16 protein-coding genes, 1 tRNA gene and 1 riboswitch are annotated in these 16797 nt (G+C 67.7%); of the genes, 2 read left to right on the top strand and 15 right to left on the bottom strand.

Features of this window, described 5'->3' with window-relative positions; all coding sequences use genetic code 11:
* Nucleotides 1-2 precede the first annotated feature (2 nt).
* The 5 genes from ACXJKD_RS19300 to ACXJKD_RS19280 all read right to left on the bottom strand — a co-directional run bounded on the left by ACXJKD_RS19300 (nucleotide 3) and on the right by ACXJKD_RS19280 (nucleotide 4802).
* Entirely contained in the window at nucleotides 3-908 is a 906-nt protein-coding gene (locus ACXJKD_RS19300) for an ABC transporter permease (RefSeq protein WP_457256545.1), read from the bottom strand.
* Complete coding sequence (locus tag ACXJKD_RS19295) at nucleotides 908-1753, bottom strand: ABC transporter ATP-binding protein (RefSeq protein ID WP_457256543.1); 846 nt, start codon at nucleotides 1751-1753, stop codon at nucleotides 908-910. The genes ACXJKD_RS19300 and ACXJKD_RS19295 overlap by 1 nt, the downstream gene beginning before the upstream one ends.
* Nucleotides 1750-2793: an ABC transporter substrate-binding protein gene (locus ACXJKD_RS19290; protein ID WP_457256542.1), complete on the bottom strand. Its 1044-nt coding sequence runs from the start codon at nucleotides 2791-2793 to the stop codon at nucleotides 1750-1752. Before ACXJKD_RS19290 ends, ACXJKD_RS19295 begins: the two co-directional genes overlap by 4 nt.
* The gene (gene ssuE, locus ACXJKD_RS19285) at nucleotides 2793-3368 is read right to left on the bottom strand and encodes an NADPH-dependent FMN reductase (protein ID WP_457256540.1); all 576 of its coding nucleotides are present in this window, start codon (nucleotides 3366-3368) and stop codon (nucleotides 2793-2795) included. Before ssuE ends, ACXJKD_RS19290 begins: the two co-directional genes overlap by 1 nt.
* 264 nt (nucleotides 3369-3632) lie before the next feature.
* Nucleotides 3633-3747: riboswitch (SAM riboswitch) on the bottom strand.
* Nucleotides 3748-3875: 128 nt separating this feature from the next.
* Nucleotides 3876-4802, bottom strand: coding sequence for an NADP-dependent oxidoreductase (locus tag ACXJKD_RS19280; protein ID WP_457256539.1), 927 nt, complete (start codon nucleotides 4800-4802; stop codon nucleotides 3876-3878).
* Between the two features lie 158 nt (nucleotides 4803-4960).
* Between ACXJKD_RS19280 and ACXJKD_RS19275 the strand changes: the two genes are divergently transcribed.
* A tRNA-Phe gene (locus tag ACXJKD_RS19275) sits at nucleotides 4961-5037 on the top strand.
* Between the two features lie 95 nt (nucleotides 5038-5132).
* Here ACXJKD_RS19275 and ACXJKD_RS19270 read toward each other — a convergent pair.
* From ACXJKD_RS19270 to ACXJKD_RS19225, 10 genes are all read right to left on the bottom strand, one after another.
* Nucleotides 5133-6203 (bottom strand): site-specific integrase, encoded by a 1071-nt coding sequence (locus ACXJKD_RS19270; protein ID WP_457256537.1) that lies wholly within the window; start codon nucleotides 6201-6203, stop codon nucleotides 5133-5135.
* Nucleotides 6204-6256: 53 nt separating this feature from the next.
* On the bottom strand, nucleotides 6257-6436 hold the full coding sequence (locus ACXJKD_RS19265) for a helix-turn-helix domain-containing protein (protein WP_457256536.1): 180 nt from the start codon (nucleotides 6434-6436) through the stop codon (nucleotides 6257-6259).
* 20 nt (nucleotides 6437-6456) lie between these two features.
* Nucleotides 6457-7821 carry a hypothetical protein gene (locus tag ACXJKD_RS19260; RefSeq protein WP_457256534.1) on the bottom strand — a complete coding sequence of 455 codons (1365 nt, stop codon included), beginning with the start codon at nucleotides 7819-7821 and terminating at the stop codon, nucleotides 6457-6459.
* On the bottom strand, nucleotides 7818-8162 hold the full coding sequence (locus ACXJKD_RS19255) for a hypothetical protein (RefSeq protein ID WP_457256532.1): 345 nt from the start codon (nucleotides 8160-8162) through the stop codon (nucleotides 7818-7820). Before ACXJKD_RS19255 ends, ACXJKD_RS19260 begins: the two co-directional genes overlap by 4 nt.
* Before the next feature lie 11 nt (nucleotides 8163-8173).
* Complete coding sequence (locus tag ACXJKD_RS19250) at nucleotides 8174-9388, bottom strand: CHC2 zinc finger domain-containing protein (RefSeq protein ID WP_457256530.1); 1215 nt, start codon at nucleotides 9386-9388, stop codon at nucleotides 8174-8176.
* Entirely contained in the window at nucleotides 9385-9939 is a 555-nt protein-coding gene (locus ACXJKD_RS19245) for a hypothetical protein (RefSeq protein ID WP_457256529.1), read from the bottom strand. Before ACXJKD_RS19245 ends, ACXJKD_RS19250 begins: the two co-directional genes overlap by 4 nt.
* Nucleotides 9940-9986: 47 nt before the next feature.
* Nucleotides 9987-10430, bottom strand: a complete 444-nt coding sequence (locus ACXJKD_RS19240) for a hypothetical protein (protein ID WP_457256527.1) — start codon at nucleotides 10428-10430, stop codon at nucleotides 9987-9989.
* Complete coding sequence (locus tag ACXJKD_RS19235; protein ID WP_457256575.1) at nucleotides 10427-11926, bottom strand: type IV secretory system conjugative DNA transfer family protein; 1500 nt, start codon at nucleotides 11924-11926, stop codon at nucleotides 10427-10429. Before ACXJKD_RS19235 ends, ACXJKD_RS19240 begins: the two co-directional genes overlap by 4 nt.
* 697 nt (nucleotides 11927-12623) lie before the next feature.
* Nucleotides 12624-12959, bottom strand: a complete 336-nt coding sequence (locus ACXJKD_RS19230) for a histone-like nucleoid-structuring protein Lsr2 (protein ID WP_457256526.1) — start codon at nucleotides 12957-12959, stop codon at nucleotides 12624-12626.
* 235 nt (nucleotides 12960-13194) lie between these two features.
* Entirely contained in the window at nucleotides 13195-13809 is a 615-nt protein-coding gene (locus ACXJKD_RS19225; RefSeq protein ID WP_457256524.1) for a hypothetical protein, read from the bottom strand.
* A 246-nt stretch (nucleotides 13810-14055) separates the two neighbouring features.
* Between ACXJKD_RS19225 and ACXJKD_RS19220 the strand changes: the two genes are divergently transcribed.
* Nucleotides 14056-16170: a hypothetical protein gene (locus tag ACXJKD_RS19220; RefSeq protein ID WP_457256523.1), complete on the top strand. Its 2115-nt coding sequence runs from the start codon at nucleotides 14056-14058 to the stop codon at nucleotides 16168-16170.
* Nucleotides 16171-16797 lie beyond the last annotated feature (627 nt).

The following is a 16797-nucleotide window of genomic DNA, read 5'->3' as shown; positions in this document are numbered from 1 at the left end:
GGTCAGCGGGCCGAGGCGGCGACGCGCCAGCGTGAGAAGTGCCCCTCAAGCCGGACGAGCACCGTGTTGACCAGCAGTCCGAACAAGGAGACCGTGAGGATCCCGGCATACATGTCGGGGATCTGGAAGCTGCTCTGGGCGTTGACGATGAGATAGCCAAGGCCCGCCTTGGCGCCCACCATCTCGGCCGCGATGAGGACGAGGATTGATGCCGTGCCGGCCATCCGGACGCCCGTGAAGATGGTGGGCACCGCCGAGGGCAGGACGACCTTCTGGAACAGCTTCAGGTTGCCGAGGCCCAGTGATCGAGCGGCCCTGATGAGGAGTGGGTCGACCGTGCGCACCCCAGCGATCGTGTTGAGCAGCACGGGAAAGAAGCTCGCGTAGGCGACGATGGAGATCTTGCTCGTCTCTCCGATGCCGAGCAGCAGGACGAAGACCGGGAGGAGCGCGAGGGCAGCCGTGTTGCGAAAGGCCTCTAGCAGTGGAGTGAGGAACTCGCGTAAGCCGTCGTACCAGGCCACCACGAGTCCCAGGCCGATGCCGGCGACCACGGCGAAGCTGAACCCGGTCACCGACCGGGTCAGGCTCGCAGCCACGTGCTGCTGGAGCTGACCGCTCTCGACCAGTCCCCACCACGCAAGGAGCACCTCATGCAGCGGCGGGAGGAACACCCGTCGCGCCGGGTCGAGGAGGTACTGGGTGCCGAACTCCCAGAGCAGGAGGAACAGCACCACCGCGGCCGAGCGACGTACGACCCCTCCGAGGCGTCCCGCCGCACCACCCGACCAGGTATGCCGGGTGCTGATCCTCCCCGTGATGCCCACCTCCGGTCCGGCGCCGGGCTGGTGGTCCTGGTTTGTCGCGCCCGCAAGGGAGGCTGCGCTGTCGAGGGTCGCAGTGCCCATCAGGCTGCCTTCTCTGTGCCATCGGGCTGGATCTTGAGGTGCCCGGCGTCCTGGGCCCTCCGAACCTCGTCGTGCAGGAGCGTCCAGACCTCGTGCCGGTAGTGGACGAAGCGGGGGTCGGAGCGTAGGTCCGTCGTGGACTCCCGGTCGCCGAGGTCGATGTTGACGAGCGCCTTGAGCCGGCCGGGACGCGAGCTCAGCACCGCGACGCGCTGGCCGAGGTAGACCGCCTCCTCGATGCCGTGCGTGATGAAGACGACCGTGGTGCCGGTGGCCCGCCAGATCCGCACGAGCTCGTCCTGCAGCTGCTCGCGGGTCTGCGCGTCCAGGGCTGCGAACGGCTCGTCCATGAGCAGGATGCCGGGCTGGTAGGCGAGGCTGCGGGCGATCGCCACCCGCTGCTTCATCCCTCCCGACAGCTCGTGGGGATAGCGGTCCTCGAAGCCCTCCAGGCCGACCAGCTCGAGGTTCTCCCTCGCACGCTCGATGCGCTCACGTCGGCCGAGCCCCTGCTGCTCGAGAGCGAAGGTGACGTTGGTCAGGGTGGTGCGCCAGGGGAAGAGGGCGTACTGCTGGAAGACGATCCCGCGGTCGAGCCCCGGGCCGGTCACCTCGCGTCCCTCGACGAGGACGCTCCCACGTGTCGGTCGACTGAGCCCTCCGAGGAGGTCCAGCAGGGTGGTCTTGCCCGACCCGCTGGGGCCGACCAGGGTCAGGAACTCACCGCGCGGCACGTCCAGCGACACGTCCTCGAGCGCCACCAGGGTGCGCGCCCGCGGCTGCTCGCGGGTGGGCCGCAGCGCAAACTCCTTGGTCACCCCCTTGAGCTCGATGTGGGCGCTCATGATGCGTCCTGGGCGAGCTGGTTGAACTCGTTGGTGTAGAGCTTGCTCGGCTGGAGCTCGCCCTTCGTGACGATCCCGCTGTCGACCAGCCACGGCTCCCATCGGGTGAAGTCCTCGTCGGTGATCACGCCGCCCTTGCTGGGGATCCCGACGCTCTTCCAGTACTTGAGGTTGTCGGTCTTCTCGTTGCGGCCGCGCTTCTCGATGATGCTCGTGAACCGGGCGATGACCTCCGCGCGAGGGGTGGTGCGCTCCCACTCGATGGCCTTCGCGACCCCAGTGACGAACTCCTTGGCAGCGGCGGGGTTCTTCGCGATGAAGTCGTCACGCAGCACGTACTGCCCGCCGTTGAAGGCGCCGAAGAGGGCGTAGTCGCTGAAGAGCGAGCGCAGCCCACCCGTGGCGATGGCGTGGTCCTGGAGCACCCCGGAGAGCGTGCCCACGTCGACCTGCCCGCGACGGACGGCCAGCTCGGTGTCGTTCGGCGGCAGCGGCACGAGCTGGACGCGGTCGATCTCCCGTGGCGTCAGCCCGTTCTTCTTGAGGTAGGTGTCGATCACGGCCTCGGCGTGCGCGCCGAGGGTGTTGACCGCGATCTTCTTGCCGATCAGGTCCCGCGGGGTCCGGATCGGGCTGTCCTCCTTGACGTAGAAGCCGTTGAAGGACTTGGCGTCCTCGCCGTAGTAGTTGACGACTGCCTTGACCGGCGCACCGGCCTTGATCAGCTTGACCACCGCACCGGAGAAGGCGCCGCCCACGTCGGTCTGGCCGGTGGCCGCCGACTGGATGTCCTGGGGACCGCTGGTCGTGTTGCCGACCCACCTGAGCTTCACCGTCGGGAAGTACCCAAGGTCGGCCGCGAGCTCGGGCAGCCCGACCAGGTTGGCCGAGCCCTGGTAGCGGATCGTCACCGGCCCCTTGCCGTCCGTGCTGGCCTCGCTCGAGGGGAGGGCGCAACCGCCGACGAGGCCGAGGGGGAGCAGCGTGGATACCGCCGCCACGAGGGGACGACGCCGTGATGGACGAGTCGTGGCGCGCATCAGGCCACCGCCTCACGCGGCTCGGCACCCGCGGACACGAGCGAACGGCCCGCGACCGTGTCGAGGAAGACGGCGGTCACCTCGCGAAGAGGACGGTGGGCCACCTCGTCGATGAGCACCTCTCCGCCCTCCACCAAGGTGATGTGGTCCGCGAGGACAAACCAGCCGGGGGTGATGCTGCTCGGAGCGAGGCTGGCCAGCACCGGGCGCAGGGCGTAGTCGACGACGAGCACATGAGCCGGGGTGCCGCCGGTCGCCACGGGCAGGACGACCTTGCCGCGCAGGGCGAACTGCGGGAGGAGGTCGAGGAAGGTCTTGAGCAGACCACCGTAGGCCGCCTTGTACACCGGGGTCGAGACCACGACTGCGTCGGCGGCCTCGAGGGCCGCGACTGCCCGGGCGATGTCAGGGTCGTGGGCGTTGCCGCGAAGGAGCGGCTCGGCAGGCAGGTCACGCAGGACGACTGGGACCACGACGTGGCCGGCTCGCTGCAGCTGGCGGGCGATGTCAGCGAGCACGGCATCGGTCTTGGACGTTCGGTTGGGACTGCTGGAGATGGTGGCTATGACAGCCATGGGAAGGTCCTTTCGGGCAGGGGGCAGCACCGTCCCTGCGTCTGGACGCGCAGAGCGGTTGTGGGAGAACAGGATTCGTCAGCGACCGTCGTCTGGTTGCGACGACGGGCTAAGGGAGTCGAGGGGACGCGTCAGGGGTGACAGAGCGCGCTGGAGACCCTGAGCAGGTCGACGTGCCTGCGCAGGACACGGTGGCACGAGCGATCGGCTCGGTGCCTGGATCCGTTGTCCTTCATGGGTTTCCGTCCTCGTGGAGGCCCGAGAGCCTTGCGCTTGCGACAGTCGTGCGACTGTCGCCAGGTCCTCACCCGGAGCACCCCGCCGCGAGTGGGAGGGTTGCCGTCCAGCAAGCCGGGGCTGTGCGCTGGAACTCGTGACCTGGGATGAAGGTAGCCGTTCAGGTATTACCTATCAAATCAGTAGGATATGGCTCTCGCATGCTGGGACGGAGAAGGGCGCCCACGCACGAAATCCCGTGCGTGGACGCCCTTTTCAAGCCTCGCTGGCTCAGTCGGTGCTGATCTCGATGGCGATCTTGCCGCGCACGTGACCGGTCTGGCTCAGCTCGAACGCCTTGGTCGCGTCGGCCAGCTGGAACACCTCCGCCACGGGCACGGTCAGCTTGCCGTCGTCGGCGAGGTCGCCCAGAGCGGTCAGGTCCTCCGCGTTGGGACGCACCCAGGCAGAGATGCCACCGGCCTCGGCCACCGTCCCGTCGGCGATGGACCCGTGTCGGCCACCGTCCTTGAGGACAGCGCGAGTGGTCTCCAGCACGCCACCGACGAAGTCGGCCACGACGTCGACGCCGTCGGGCGCGAGCTCGCGCACGCGCTCGGCCAGCCCCTCGGCATACGACACCGGCTCGACACCCAGCCCGCGCAGGAACTCGTGGTTGCCCTCGGAGGCGGTGCCGATCACGCGCGCGCCGAGCGCACGGGCGATCTGCACGGCGAAGAGCCCGACCCCGCCGGCGGCGGCGTGGACCAGTACGGTCTCGCCTTCCTTGAGCCCCAACCGCGCCAGCAGCTGGTATGCCGTGAGGCCGGCGAGCGGGAGGCCGGCGGCCTGGTGCCAGTCCAGCGATTTCGGCTTGCGAGCGACGGTGCGCACGGGTGCGGTGACGAGCTCGGCGAACGTGCCGCCCTGCACCCAGTCCTTGCGGGCGTAGGCGATCACCTCGTCGCCGACCGACCACTCGGGGGTGTCGAGACCGACGGCCTCGACCACTCCGGCGACGTCCCAGCCCGGGATCGCGGGGAAGCCCACCACCATCAGTCCGTCGAGGTAGCCCTTGGCCACCTTCCAGTCAACGGGGTTCACACTCGCGCTGCGGACGCGGATCAGCACCTCACCCGGACCGACCTTGGGGTCGGCCACATCGGTGAGCTGGAGGGTGTCGGGGTCGCCGTACTCGGCGTAGGTGATTGCCTTCATGCCCAGCGCAACTTCGTTGCACACGCGGCTATTCCGCTGGTGCACTCCGGTGTGAGTTAGCCCTCTCGATCGGCTATGATCCTGCAGTCGCGACGGTCACCCGGGCTTCGGCACGAGGCCGCCGCGATCGCATGTCCGCCGCCACGGACGTGCGATACGGCCAGGTAGCTCAGTTGGTACGAGCGTCCGACTGAAAATCGGAAGGTCGGCGGTTCGACCCCGCCCCTGGCCACCAACAAAACCGCAGGTCACAGCGTTGCTGGGCCCGCGGTTTCTGGTCTCTTGAGCACGTTGACAGCAGTAGTTGACAGCAACGCGCCCGGACGCGCGTCACGACAACCGCTCCCCGAGCAGCCTGAGCGCCTTCCGCTTCTCCTCCAGCGAGGTATGTGCGTAGATCGTCATCGTCACGTCGATGGCGCTGTGCCCGACGATCTGCTGAACGATGTGCGGGGGTACCCCCTCGGTCAGGAGCAAGGTCACACAGGTGTGCCGCAGGTCGTGGAATCGAGGCAAGGGCTCGTCGACGACTTGGCGGACGCGGTACCAGTTCCGGCGCAGGTTGTCGGGTTCCATGGGTGTGCCGACCCTGGAGGCAAACACAATGCCGGTGTCTTGCCACGCCGCGCCAGTCGCCAACCGCTCCTTGCCCTGAGCCACCTTGTGTGCGCGAAGGGCGTCGACGACTTGGGACGGCAGGGGGACGGTGCGGCGCGAGTAGCGCGTCTTGGGCGGCAAGACCTGGATCCGCCCGTCGACGCGCTGGAGGGTCTGCATGATCTGGAGTGTCTCGGCCTCTAGGTCGACGTGCTCCCATTGCAGGCCCAGCAGTTCCCCGCGGCGCAAGCCCAGATAGACCGCGGCAACGAAGAGTGCATGCAGCCGATCCGATTTCGCGGCCTCTAGGAGCTTCTTTGCTTCATCGGGCGATAGTGAGCGGCCCACGTGTTCGACCGGCGCTGGGACTTGGACGAGCTTGGCGACGTTACGCGGGATCAACTCCTCTCGCATTGCGTATTGCAGGCCGGCGCGGAGCACGGCATGAACGCGCTGCACACTACGGCGGCGTAGACCGGTCCCGGCCAGGTCCTGGCACATGAACCGGACGTCTCTCACCGTAAGGGCCCGCAGCTTCTTCTTGCCGATGCGCGGGGCGATATGTAGTCGCACCGCAAGCTCGTAGCCCTGGTATGTCTTCGGGGCGAGGTTGGGCTTCACGACGGTTGCGAGCCAGTGCTCCAGATAACTCTGGACGGTCCAGTTCTCAACGGAGACGCGCACGCCTCTGTCGAGGTCCCGCTCGAGGGCCACGAGCTTCTCCTTCGCCTGGGCACGGGTGTTGCCGTAGACGAAGACGCGCTTGCGTCCTCCCGTGTTCGTGTGGGCGTAGGTCGCGCCCACCCAGCGGCCATCCTTTCGGCGGTACACGGACCCCTCCCCGTTGGCCCGCCGGGTCATGCCGACTCCTCGACAAGGCGGTCGACCATCTCCTGGCATGCCTGCACCGGTACGAGGCGGCGGCGGCCGATCTTGACCGATGTCAGGATTCGCATCCGGATCAGGTCATAGATCGTGGATCGGGTCACCCCAAGGACTTCGGCAGCCTCCTCGGGGCTCAGCAGCAGTTTCTCCATCGTCATCCTCCCTTCCGCTTCTAGAGGCTGGGTCCCAGGTCCGACGAGGACATTTGAGGAACCTGCGAGGGATGCATGAGGGCCACGTTCGCCTGGAGGAAACGGTCCCCGGCTTCATGCCAGGCGTGCATGAGGTCGCTGATGTCGTTCAGCGTGGCGGGGATGTGCCGGCCGTGCTTGCGTTCGCTGAGGCGGTCCGGCGCCGGGGTGAGCGAGCGGGTTGGGGCGAACAGCAGCCCGGAGCAGGCGAGCCGTTCGGGGAGTGTGCGAACGCTGATGAGCTGACGGCTCAGGTGGCTGGTAGCGCGCAGCAGGTCGGTCATGGCGGCGTCACGGTCGGCGCCGTCCAGCCGCGCTGCGCCGAGCCGGAGGGGTTCGAGGGCCTCATGCAGGGCGCGGCTGGCGTCGACGAACGCGTGGGCTGGACGGGTGAGGGTCGACGCGCCGGCCGGCCATGCCTGGTCGACGTCGATCAGTGCCGTCACGGCCTCCCGGAGCCCGGTTGGGTCCTGACCGGCCCATGACCGCATATTCCCGGCAAAGGCGAGTTCTTCGATCGTGGCGAGCAGGTGGGTTCCCTGGCGGGTGAGGGTTCGCAAGCTGTCGAGGCTGGGGACTGCGGCGTGCAGCTCGGTCTCGGACGTGCGCGCCCACTGCGCCACCACCCGGTCGAGACTCCCGCCGGGGCTGTCGGGTGCGGCTTGGGCATGGGTTGCGGCGACCTCGTGAAGCCACCGGGCGACGGCGGAGCGGCCGGTGGTGAGTGAGTCGAGGAAGCCTTCGGCGTGCAGGCCCACCGTCATCGGGCGTTCGGTGTTGGCGAGAGGGACGGAAGCCATCGTGTGGTGGGCGGCGAGGGCGGCGATGGCCAGGACTCGTCGGGTGGTGTCGGTGAGCCCGTCGATGTCGTCATGGGTTCGGTCGAGCCCGGGGTGGCCGTGGAGCAGGTCTGCGAGTGCGCCGAAGGTGCACGTCAGCCGGGCCATGGGGTGCGGATCGGTGATCTGCGGGAGGGTCTCGACGTCGAGGGCGGGCAGCTCGTGCCCGTCTGTGGCCGGGGTGGGGATCGACTGCAGATGCTGCCGGCGTGTGGAAGCCGCTGCCTGGCGTTCGAAGTGGTCACGGATGGTTGGCTGCGGTTCGGAGTGGGGCATCCGCACCGGACCGGTGAGCGGTTGCGGGTACTGGTCGATCAGGGCTCGCAGTGCGGTGTGTTCCTTCGGGACACAGATCCCGTGCTCCCCGAGCATCTCGGTCAGGAGCCGGTGCAGCGTCACGTCGAACGCCGCCCAGTGCTGCAAGGTCACCGGCCTCTGGTCCCGGCGCAGGGCGCGGCTGAGCAGCTCGGCGCGGGCGAGGAGGTCCGCGGCGGTCGTGGTGCTCATGGCGTCCCCGTCTGTTGCGACTGGGTGCGGGCGATGCGGGCGAGTTCGTGGACGTGCCAGGCGCACAGCGGAAGGTCCGCTGGTCCGTCGAAGGGGTCGATGGTGTCCAGGGCGGTGATCGCGGCGAGCAGGTGGTGGACCAGCCGGGCCGCCCGCGGCGGGATGGGGTCGGTGGGTCGGCTGGGCGGGGGTAGGGTCGCGGCGGCGAGCTCGACCTGGGCGGCGAACGTGTGGCCCGCGACGGGGTCGCCGGCTCGGGCTCGGGCGGCGGCGGCGGCCGCGGCGAGGTGCCGGTGGGCGAGGTCGATGAGGTCTTGGGCGCGGGTCGTGGTGGTGTGCATGTGGGTCTCCTTCAGAGTTGGGGGCGCAGCGGCTCGTGCTGCTGCGCTGGGTCGGGGCGGTGGTGGCGTTCGGGCTGATAGGCCGGGTGGCGGGCGCGGGCGAGCAGGTCACCGAGCGCGTTGGGGCCGTGGTCGGCGATCCAGTCCGCGGGGTCGCGCCCGTCGGGGAGGTCGACCAGGCGGACCGGGTGGCTGAGGCGGCCGTGCAGGAGCTGGACCCAGCGGGCGGCGCCTTCGCGGCCGGCGGTGTCCCCGTCGAGGGCGACCAGCACCGGCCGTCCTTGTGAGAGGGCGGCGACTCGGTCGGCCTGGGTGGGGGTGACCGCTACTCCGGCGGCGGTGCAAGCCATCACGGGGATCCGGGTCGCGGCCGCGGCGGCGGTGACGGCGAGAGCGTCCAAGGGGCCTTCGACGACTAGGACGGTTGCGTTCGTCGGGGTCAGTGGTTGCGGGCTGTAGAGCATCGTGGCCTTGTCGAAGACCGCGGTCCGCGTGGGGTTGCGGTACTTAGGTGCGCGCGGGTCGCCGGTGGTGTCGCGGCCCAGGAACCCGGTGATGTGCCCTGCCTCGTCGCGCACCGGTACGACGAGCCGTCCCCGCATGGTGTCGATGAGGGTGCCGCGGCGGGTGGCGTGAGCGAGGTCGAGCGCCACCAGCTCGTCGGTGGTGACGCCCCGTCGGGCCAGGTGGTTGGTCAGGCTGGCCCACGCGGTCCCGGTGTGCCCGACCAGCCGGCCGCCCAGCACGGTCTCGGCCGGGTGCAGGTCGATGCCGCGGTAATGACGCAGGTAGGCCAGGGCGAACTCGTGGTTCACCGGGCGGGTCCAGTGTTGCCACGCAAGGAGATTCACGGCATACGCCCGCTCAACGGGCACGTCCACGGAACGGTGACGGGTCGCCGGGTTCTGCGCGGCCGGAGGGATGGTCGGTGCGGTGGGTGCGTGGTCCAGGTGCTCGACCGCCTCACGGAAACTCAAGCCGCGCAGCCGGGCGACGTACTCGATGACGTCGCCGGAGGCGCCGCAGCCGAAGCAGTGGAACCGGTCCGGGACGCCGCCCACGGACAGGGACGCGGTGGGGTCGTCGTGGAACGGGCAGCAGCCCATCAGCGATCGCCCGGCCGGGTGCAGTTCGACACCGGAGGTCGCGACGACGTCCTCGATCCGGTGCCGGGCCCGGAGCTGGTCGACGTCGACCCGGGCCGTCGACGTTGCGTGGCCGGTCACAGCTCGGCTCCCCTGCTCGGGACCGCGCGCTGGCAGGCTTCACGCGCCAGGTCGCGGTCGACGCAGGCGGCGATAACGGCGTACTCGTCCCACAGCTGGTCGTAGGCGTAGAGCAGCCCCACGTGGCGGCCAGGGTCGCGGCGCCACGAGATGGGGATCGACCGGTTCGGGCCGAGCGAGCTGGCCAGGTCCTCATCGGTGCCGACACGGCCGTGCCGTGCCTGGAAGGTGCGCGGACCCACCCAGTCCAACCCCAGCCGCCCTGTGCCGGCGTGGCCGGCGGCCTGCAGCGCGAGCTGGAGCAGCTGGGGCGCGTCACACCCGTCGCTGGTGAGCGCGTCGGTCAATAGGTGCCGCACCTGGTCCGGGTCTCGGCGGGTCCCCTTGGTGAGGGTGAGGGCGACCACGGTGAGGCAGGTGTCGCGGATCCCCAGCTGGTACTCGTGATCCGCGGTGTCGCGGACCTGCTCCTGGGCCATGGCGGCCAGTTGGAGCAGCAGCGCCTCGTACGGGTGTTGCTCGTCCTGTCCCAGCAGCGTGTCGGGTTCCATGTGCCGCGTGCCTTCCCGCGCGAGCCGGTGCCGCGCCTATGGAAGGGTTACGGCCCGCTGGGGGCACCACCGGCAGCCTGAGACGCCGGAGGCTCAAGAATGGGTCGCTCGGGATCGGGTCGGTGCTCGCGGGCAGTGCACTGTGTCAGCGCGGCCAGGTCGCGCAGGAACGCGAGGGCGTCACGCAGGGCGCGGAGCCAGTCGATAGCGGCTGTGGGGGGTGCCGTTCCGACATAGGCGCCGCGCTCGTAGTCCCGCAGTGCCGCGAGGACCTCGACCATGCCGCTGTGGCGGTCCCAGCACGGCGGCAGCGTGCGCACGTCCAGGGCGAAGCGGCGAGCGAGCGTGTCCACCCACGGCGCCAGGTCATCCAGCAGCCTGTCGCGGGCGGCTGGGGTGAGGGTGGGCACGTGCACCGGACCGCCGACGAAGGGGTTCCGCGACGGGCCAGCCGGCAGGCCGGCATACCCCTCCGTGGGCGTCCCGGTCACGACGACAACGACACTGGATGCCGCGGCATGGAGCGGGCCTGGGCCTCGGTGGCGTCCCGGTCCGCCTCGAGCAGGCGGGCGTCGCGGCGGCGGGTCCACGGGTGCAGGGTCAGGGCGATGGCTGGCGCGGCCCGCATGAGCAGGATCGCGGTGCCGAACGCCAGGGTCCGCAGCTGCGCCGGCTCCAGGATCGGGACCGTCGTGGTGGATGTGGAGGTGGTGCGGCGGCCGTCGCCGCCGCGGCTGGTCGAGGTGGTGGCGCGTTCGCGTTGCCCGATCAGCCTGGATAGGTCGTCCAGGTCGCGGGCGTTGGAGCCGCCGCCGAGGATGACCTTGACGACCGCAGCGTCCCAGATAGCCGACGCGGCGTGCTCACCCCACACGTGCCGCGCCTGCGCCAGCGACTGCAGCACCACGATGGTCGAGATGCCGGTGCCGCCGCCCTCGGACATCAGCGCCGGCAGCGACGGCAGCGGATAGTTCGCGGCCTCGTCCAGCACCAGCGACAACGGCGGATCCAGACGAGCACCCGGCGAGGCGGCGGCCCGGCGGCGGGCCGCCTCCACAAGGTCCTCGACGAACGCGGCCACGATCCCCGCCGTCGCCGAGGCTCCGGTGGAGGTGCCCAGCAGGTACACGGTGCCCTTGCCGCGCAGGAACACCTCGGGGTCGAACTGCTCCCCCCGCCCAGGCGACAGGGCCTCCAGCACCGTCGGGTCACCGAGGGCGGAGAACGCGATGGCGACCATCGCCCAGATCGAGTCCCGCTGCCTCGGGTCGGCCGCCAGGATCGCCTCCAAGGCCTCGCTCCACGCGTCCGCCGCCTCGGGGTGGTTGGTCAGGATACGGACCGCGTCGTGGGCCTTCAACGCGGACAGGGACCACCGGTACACCTCGCGCGTGGACCGATCCCCCAAGGCGGCTGCGTGCAGCAGGCAGCGAACCGCCTGCTCCGCCGAGGCCTGCCAAAAGTTCGCGTCCGTGGTGCCGTCCGCGGCGCCGGCCGTGAGCGCCTTGGCGCGGATCATCGCCACATGCGGGTCCTGACAGCCCCGGATCGGTGACCACCGGGTCGCGGTCGGTATGCCGCGGGCCAAACCTTGGGGGTCGAACACGGCCACCGGACCAGTCGCCGCCCGGCGGCGCAGCGTCACAGACAGGTTGTCGGGGCGGGTGCTCGTGGTCACCACCGCACCCGGCGCGTCCAAGATCAACGGGATCGCCAAATGCAGACCCTTGCCAGACCGCGGCGGACCCAACACCACCACCGAGTCCTCAATCGAGGCGAAACACTCCACCCCCTTCGCCACTCCGATCCGGTACCCCACATCGCCAGGCGCCGGGCGCTGGACGGCCGGCCGCAGGGCCCGACCGCGCCGGATCAGCTGACGGCGACCCGCGACCCTCACCACCTCGCGCCGGCCGGCGCAATCCCGCTCGACATCACCACGCGCCCGGCCCCCTCTTCGTGGGCGGACGCGCCCGGCGCCCAACATCAACGAGAAGCCCACCAGCCCGCACAACAGCGCCACCATCGGCCGCCCACCGACCTCCGATGCCGCCAATCCGAATCCGTCCACGTCGCCTCCAGCGTTGATGGGTCTGGAGAGGAAACGCCGGCGACGGGGCACGATCGAGACCCTGCCACCCACCCAGGGGCATGACTCTCGTGCGGTGGGGCACCCATCAAGGCGCGACCATGCGCACGGTTGCGGCCGATCGCGCCTTCTGCTGGTCGGGATCAGCGCAAGCTTGCAGGCGTAACCTGTGCGCCGTCGGGCGTGCAGAGAGGGAAACACGTTTGTGAAGATCCGGTGCGTCGCCGATTTCGCATCAGATCAGAGGCGGCTATCAGACGATTCAAGTAGACCAGTACCCAAACGGCCCGATTCCCATAACAACGACGCGTTGCCAAACCTGAATTCAGAGAAGAATCTCGGCGCCTGGGCGGGTCAAAATGCGACCCGCAGTGCAATTCCGACCCCCACGCATGATCGACTCGACGAGCTTGACACCGACAGAGTCACCAACGACCGCAACCGCGCGGTACGGCCAGGCCACCAAACGATCCCCTTGATGTCCGGAGTGCTCGTCGGATAATCCGCCAGGTTCGCAGCGAGGCCCGCCCTGCAGCTCCCGGCCACGGCGGAATGCCGCACTCTGCCCGGCCCGTGAACCTGCTCGGCTCGCGGTCTACTGAGCCGCGTCGTATGCCTTCAGAACATCCGCACTGATCCGGCCCCGGTCGCTCACTTGATGACCATTGTTCTTCGCCCATTTCCGCACGGCCGCAAGGTCAGTACGTGACTTTGCTCGAGATGACGAGCGAACGGCCTTGGCACGACGGCTTCCCCGGCCCTGCTCGGTGGCCTTAGCGATGTAGGGCTTGAGGGCCTTCTCCAGGGCTGCGCGGTTCTTCGCGCTGAGATCGATCACCCAGCTCCTGCCGTTAAGGCTGAATGAGACCTCTTTCGCGTTGGTCGAACCGTCGAGGTCATCGGTGATGGTTACCGTCGTCTGCTTGGCCATGGAGAGAATGATTGCGCCTATCGGCTGAGATTGCTAATCAACGACGACAATTTGCTGCTGCCGCAGCCGGCGCTTCGTATTGGTTTCGAGACGTCACCAACGCGTCCACTCCAAGTAGTCGGCGCGGTCCCTGCCGACGATGCCATCTCGTCGAGGACTCTCCTGACCCGGGCCTAGCCGTAATGCGGCGGATTGACGCACCATCACGCCCTTGTCTCGTCGCCCAAACGGACGCTTACTCCTCGCCGCTCTGCTTGGGCCCGCTCGTCCCGAATGTCGATGTCTTCGCGGCCGTCAGGCTTGGGTCATCGGTGTGCTCATTGAAGCCTGGGCCTACCTCACGAGCCCCACCTTGGTCCGCCGAGGTGCCTGCTTCGGTGTTGTTCAATGCACGCCAGTCGTGTCGTATCCGGAGGACATCTGCAACGAAGGTAATGACGAAGAAGGTCCAGGCCACGATTAGCAGCCATCGCTCAAGTTCCCCGCCGCTGGTGACGAGGAACGTCAGTGACAGAACCGGGTAGGGGACGCCGCCGAGCAGGAGCCGCAATTTCGGTGGGACCAGTCGACGGAGGTTCCCAAAGTGGGCTGTGGCGTGCGGGTAGAGGATCGCCACGGCCAGCACCGCCATACATGCGCCAATGAACTTGTTGGCTCCAGCATCAGTCCCGAGCGCCACGCCCAGAAGGGCGACGAACTCGCCTAGGACGCCCGCGAGCAGTGCACTAAGAATCAGCCCGGAATGGCCCGGCCGCGTGCGTCGATTCACCGGGTCTGCGAGGAGCGCAAGCACCAGCACCGGGATTATTTGCGTAGCCGCATCGACGAACGCCTGACTTTTCTCCTCCATGGCGCGGAGTGTAGCCACGAGGCGATGCCGCCCGCCCCAATCGGCGCACCGTCGCTGGCCCCGGCTCTTGAACAAAACGCGGAGGTCCTCCTCAAGAGTTGGACGATGACACAAGCGCTGCCTAGGTGAGAGGTCGTCGTTATCGCGTTGCCCTTGGGTACCGGTGTTGGGTGGGCACGCTTCCTGGCGTCCGTCTTAAGCAGCGTTGCCAACGAAGACGAGCAATGCCCTGCCATGCTGGTCGTCATGCTCGAGCGAATCAGCGGCTACCTGCGGCGTGACGTGTTACATGCCGTGCCTGTCCCGGCCAGGGTCGTCTATTTGGTGGCCACCGGGTCGGCCTCCGGATTCGAGAAGGCAGTCAGGACGGCCTCGAGCCGTTGGGCCGGGGTCACGGAACCCATCGTTCCCATATCGCGAACTGGAAGGTTGGCGCCGTGGTACTCGCAAGTCATCGAGCTGGCGGCGGTGCAATGCCTCGTCAACATCGACCTCCCGGACGACGTGGCTCAACGGGCGGCAGCACGCACGGGCCTTCCCTGCATTCAACTCAGGGATATCGACAGGTTTGGTGCACCGTCGTCTTGGACCGTGTCCTCACCGGACATCGTTGCCCCTGATCTCGAATCCGCACGCGTAACAAGACCTAACGGTCGGCTATGGGAACTTGTGGCCTGTGGTGGACTGACTATGGTCGACTCCCAAGCCGCGGCTCATCAGGGCGTCGAGCTGGCGGATTCGATCACTGAGGACTTCTCTTTCAGGTACCAACTCGCGGGGCACACCCTTTTGGAACGTGGCTGTGGGCAATTCGGCATTCATTCGGCCTCGGGCGGGCTCATGGTTACGCCGGTGCTCATGTACATCGCCCGCCCGAACAACCTGCGCGATTGCTGGTGGTTCTGGAACCTTCGTGCCCTCGGCTCTCGAAACGGCTTGGGCAAGGTTGTAATCCTTGTGCCAGACGTAGATGTTGGTTCATGGCTTTCCATTGCAGCCCAAGTGCAGTCGCTAGTGGGGACTCAAGGCGAGACGCGCCCTAGCGTGGCGCTCGCACGCCACCCTGGCTGCACCCCCGAAAGAGCGCATCGAATAGCCGGAGCTCTCGGGATGAAGCCGCTCGAAGGCTCCAAGTGGACCGGCAAAATGACGCCCGCATCCGTCGCGACCCCAGTCACCTATCGCCAGGTACCGGATCTCCGCGAGTTTCTCGTATTCGAACGCGAATACTCGGCGGGCCAAAGCAGCAGCGAGATGCTCGTCACCACCGGCGAGGCAACCCAAGTCTCCATCACGTCTCCCGCTGGATACGCAGGCCGCGGCTCGGTACTGCTGCGACTCTGGAGCCCCTCGATCCGGCGTTACCCCCGGCGCACCTTTGTCGCAGAACTCATCCTCCCCAATGCCACCTGGGAGAAGTCCAATCTAGAGATCCGAACCCTCGCCTCGCTAGCCTGGAACCTGAACCTGAGCCTTCCGTCCATGGACGACGTCGTGGAGCGAGCTCTCGCTGTCAGAACCAGGGCGAATTCACCCTCCACGCCAGGGTTATTGGCGGAGGCAATCGACAATCAAGCAAACGACGAACAGCTTCTCGCTCCAAGCGTGCTCGCCTGCGTAGGCGTGCTCAAGACGCCGCGATCGAAGGAGATCATGCGTACTCTGGCGAAGGTAATTTCGCAGGACGACATGCCGTCGGTAACAGAGTTCCTCGCAAATGTTGGAGGTCGGGTCGAGCGGAGGGCACAGACCGTCACACAGGTGACGTCCGCTGGCGTCGCGAACGCAGGAACAGCCCTTGAACTGTTAGCCGCGATCAATTGGGCTGAAAGGGGCTTGCTAATCCGATGCCAGCGATGCAAGGTGCGCAGCTTCGTCGAACTGCGGGCAGTCATCTCGCGCCCGACCTGCCCCGCATGCAACAAGCCGGAGGCATACGAAGCAGACCTAAGAGGGCCACTCATGCATTATCGATTGTCCGCGTTGATCGATCGCGCAGCAGATCAGGGTGTTACTACCCACATCGCGGCAGCGGCCGGCCTGCGCAAGTCCTTCCAACATGTGACCCTTGCCTTGGGTACCAACTTGGTCTTCCACGACGACACGAAGGCAGAGGCGGATCTGTTTGGTGTAATCGACGGCTCACTGGTCATGGGAGAAGTGAAAACCAAGGTCGCGGAGTTCACACGGCCCCAGATCCTCCGTGACATCGAGGTTGCGCGACGGCTAGACGTCGACACCTACGTCATGGCCGCCCCTGACGCCTTCAGCCCACAGCAACTCGAACTATGCCGCCGGCAGTGCGCCCGCTTCGGGCTGCGGGCGATCACGTTGCAGGGAGATGTCGTTTCAACGCTGTGAACTTCGCTCACTCCGGTCGCGCCGTTGCCCGGACTTTAGACATTGCTGACCGTGGCAGCTGCTTGCAACAGGACGAGCGGGGCCTTCAGTGGGTGAGCAGACGCGGCGTTAAGACGTGCGGCGCCGGCCCTTGTTGCTCTATGAATCGGCGACTAGCCCGTACTTCCTCGCGAGATCAAGCACGTGCGGGCAGGGCTGAGGATTGCCGCATACGGCGGACTTCGGCGGAGGGTAGCCAGCGCTCATTGGACCACCCGTCTTCCAATGAGCAAGAAGCAACTTGAGGTCCTCGTCTAGCTCGCTCAAGGATCGATTGACCTCGTCGTCGCTCCAAGCTTCGCCATCGGGGGGTGAGGCTGGCGCACCACTCTCTAGGCTGCTCCGCCGACTCGTGATCTCGTCATGGATGCGGTCATGTACGTCGACGTCGGCGGCTCCCATACGCCCTACCTTGTTTCTTCGCTCGTCCAAACGCAAGGCGGTGGAATACGGCGTACACGCCCGTGCGAGCTGGAGTTCGGTCTGCATCGGGAGAAACCCGACTCGCGCGCCACGGCTGTCATCGTGCTGGGCGGCCAAAATCGTCCGAAAGCACACATCCCGGCACCGCAAGTGACAGGCTACGGC

This window comes from Pedococcus sp. P5_B7, from assembly GCF_054049895.1.
This window is presented reverse-complemented; position numbering and strand designations above follow the sequence as displayed.

What these genes read in the sequence shown, in the direction of transcription:
- ACXJKD_RS19290 (WP_457256542.1), bottom strand. Translation starts at nt 2,793, where the DNA reads ATGCGCGCCACGACTCGTCCATCACGGCGTCGTCCCCTCGTGGCGGCG.
- ACXJKD_RS19235 (WP_457256575.1), bottom strand. Translation starts at nt 11,926, where the DNA reads ATGTTGGGCGCCGGGCGCGTCCGCCCACGAAGAGGGGGCCGGGCGCGT.
- ACXJKD_RS19225 (WP_457256524.1), bottom strand. Translation starts at nt 13,809, where the DNA reads ATGGAGGAGAAAAGTCAGGCGTTCGTCGATGCGGCTACGCAAATAATC.
- ACXJKD_RS19255 (WP_457256532.1), bottom strand. Translation starts at nt 8,162, where the DNA reads ATGCACACCACCACGACCCGCGCCCAAGACCTCATCGACCTCGCCCAC.
- ACXJKD_RS19300 (WP_457256545.1), bottom strand. Translation starts at nt 908, where the DNA reads ATGGGCACTGCGACCCTCGACAGCGCAGCCTCCCTTGCGGGCGCGACA.
- ACXJKD_RS19280 (WP_457256539.1), bottom strand. Translation starts at nt 4,802, where the DNA reads ATGAAGGCAATCACCTACGCCGAGTACGGCGACCCCGACACCCTCCAG.
- ACXJKD_RS19245 (WP_457256529.1), bottom strand. Translation starts at nt 9,939, where the DNA reads ATGGAACCCGACACGCTGCTGGGACAGGACGAGCAACACCCGTACGAG.
- ACXJKD_RS19295 (WP_457256543.1), bottom strand. Translation starts at nt 1,753, where the DNA reads ATGAGCGCCCACATCGAGCTCAAGGGGGTGACCAAGGAGTTTGCGCTG.
- ACXJKD_RS19265 (WP_457256536.1), bottom strand. Translation starts at nt 6,436, where the DNA reads ATGGAGAAACTGCTGCTGAGCCCCGAGGAGGCTGCCGAAGTCCTTGGG.
- ACXJKD_RS19260 (WP_457256534.1), bottom strand. Translation starts at nt 7,821, where the DNA reads ATGAGCACCACGACCGCCGCGGACCTCCTCGCCCGCGCCGAGCTGCTC.
- ACXJKD_RS19230 (WP_457256526.1), bottom strand. Translation starts at nt 12,959, where the DNA reads ATGGCCAAGCAGACGACGGTAACCATCACCGATGACCTCGACGGTTCG.
- ssuE (WP_457256540.1), bottom strand. Translation starts at nt 3,368, where the DNA reads ATGGCTGTCATAGCCACCATCTCCAGCAGTCCCAACCGAACGTCCAAG.
- ACXJKD_RS19220 (WP_457256523.1), top strand. Translation starts at nt 14,056, where the DNA reads ATGCTCGAGCGAATCAGCGGCTACCTGCGGCGTGACGTGTTACATGCC.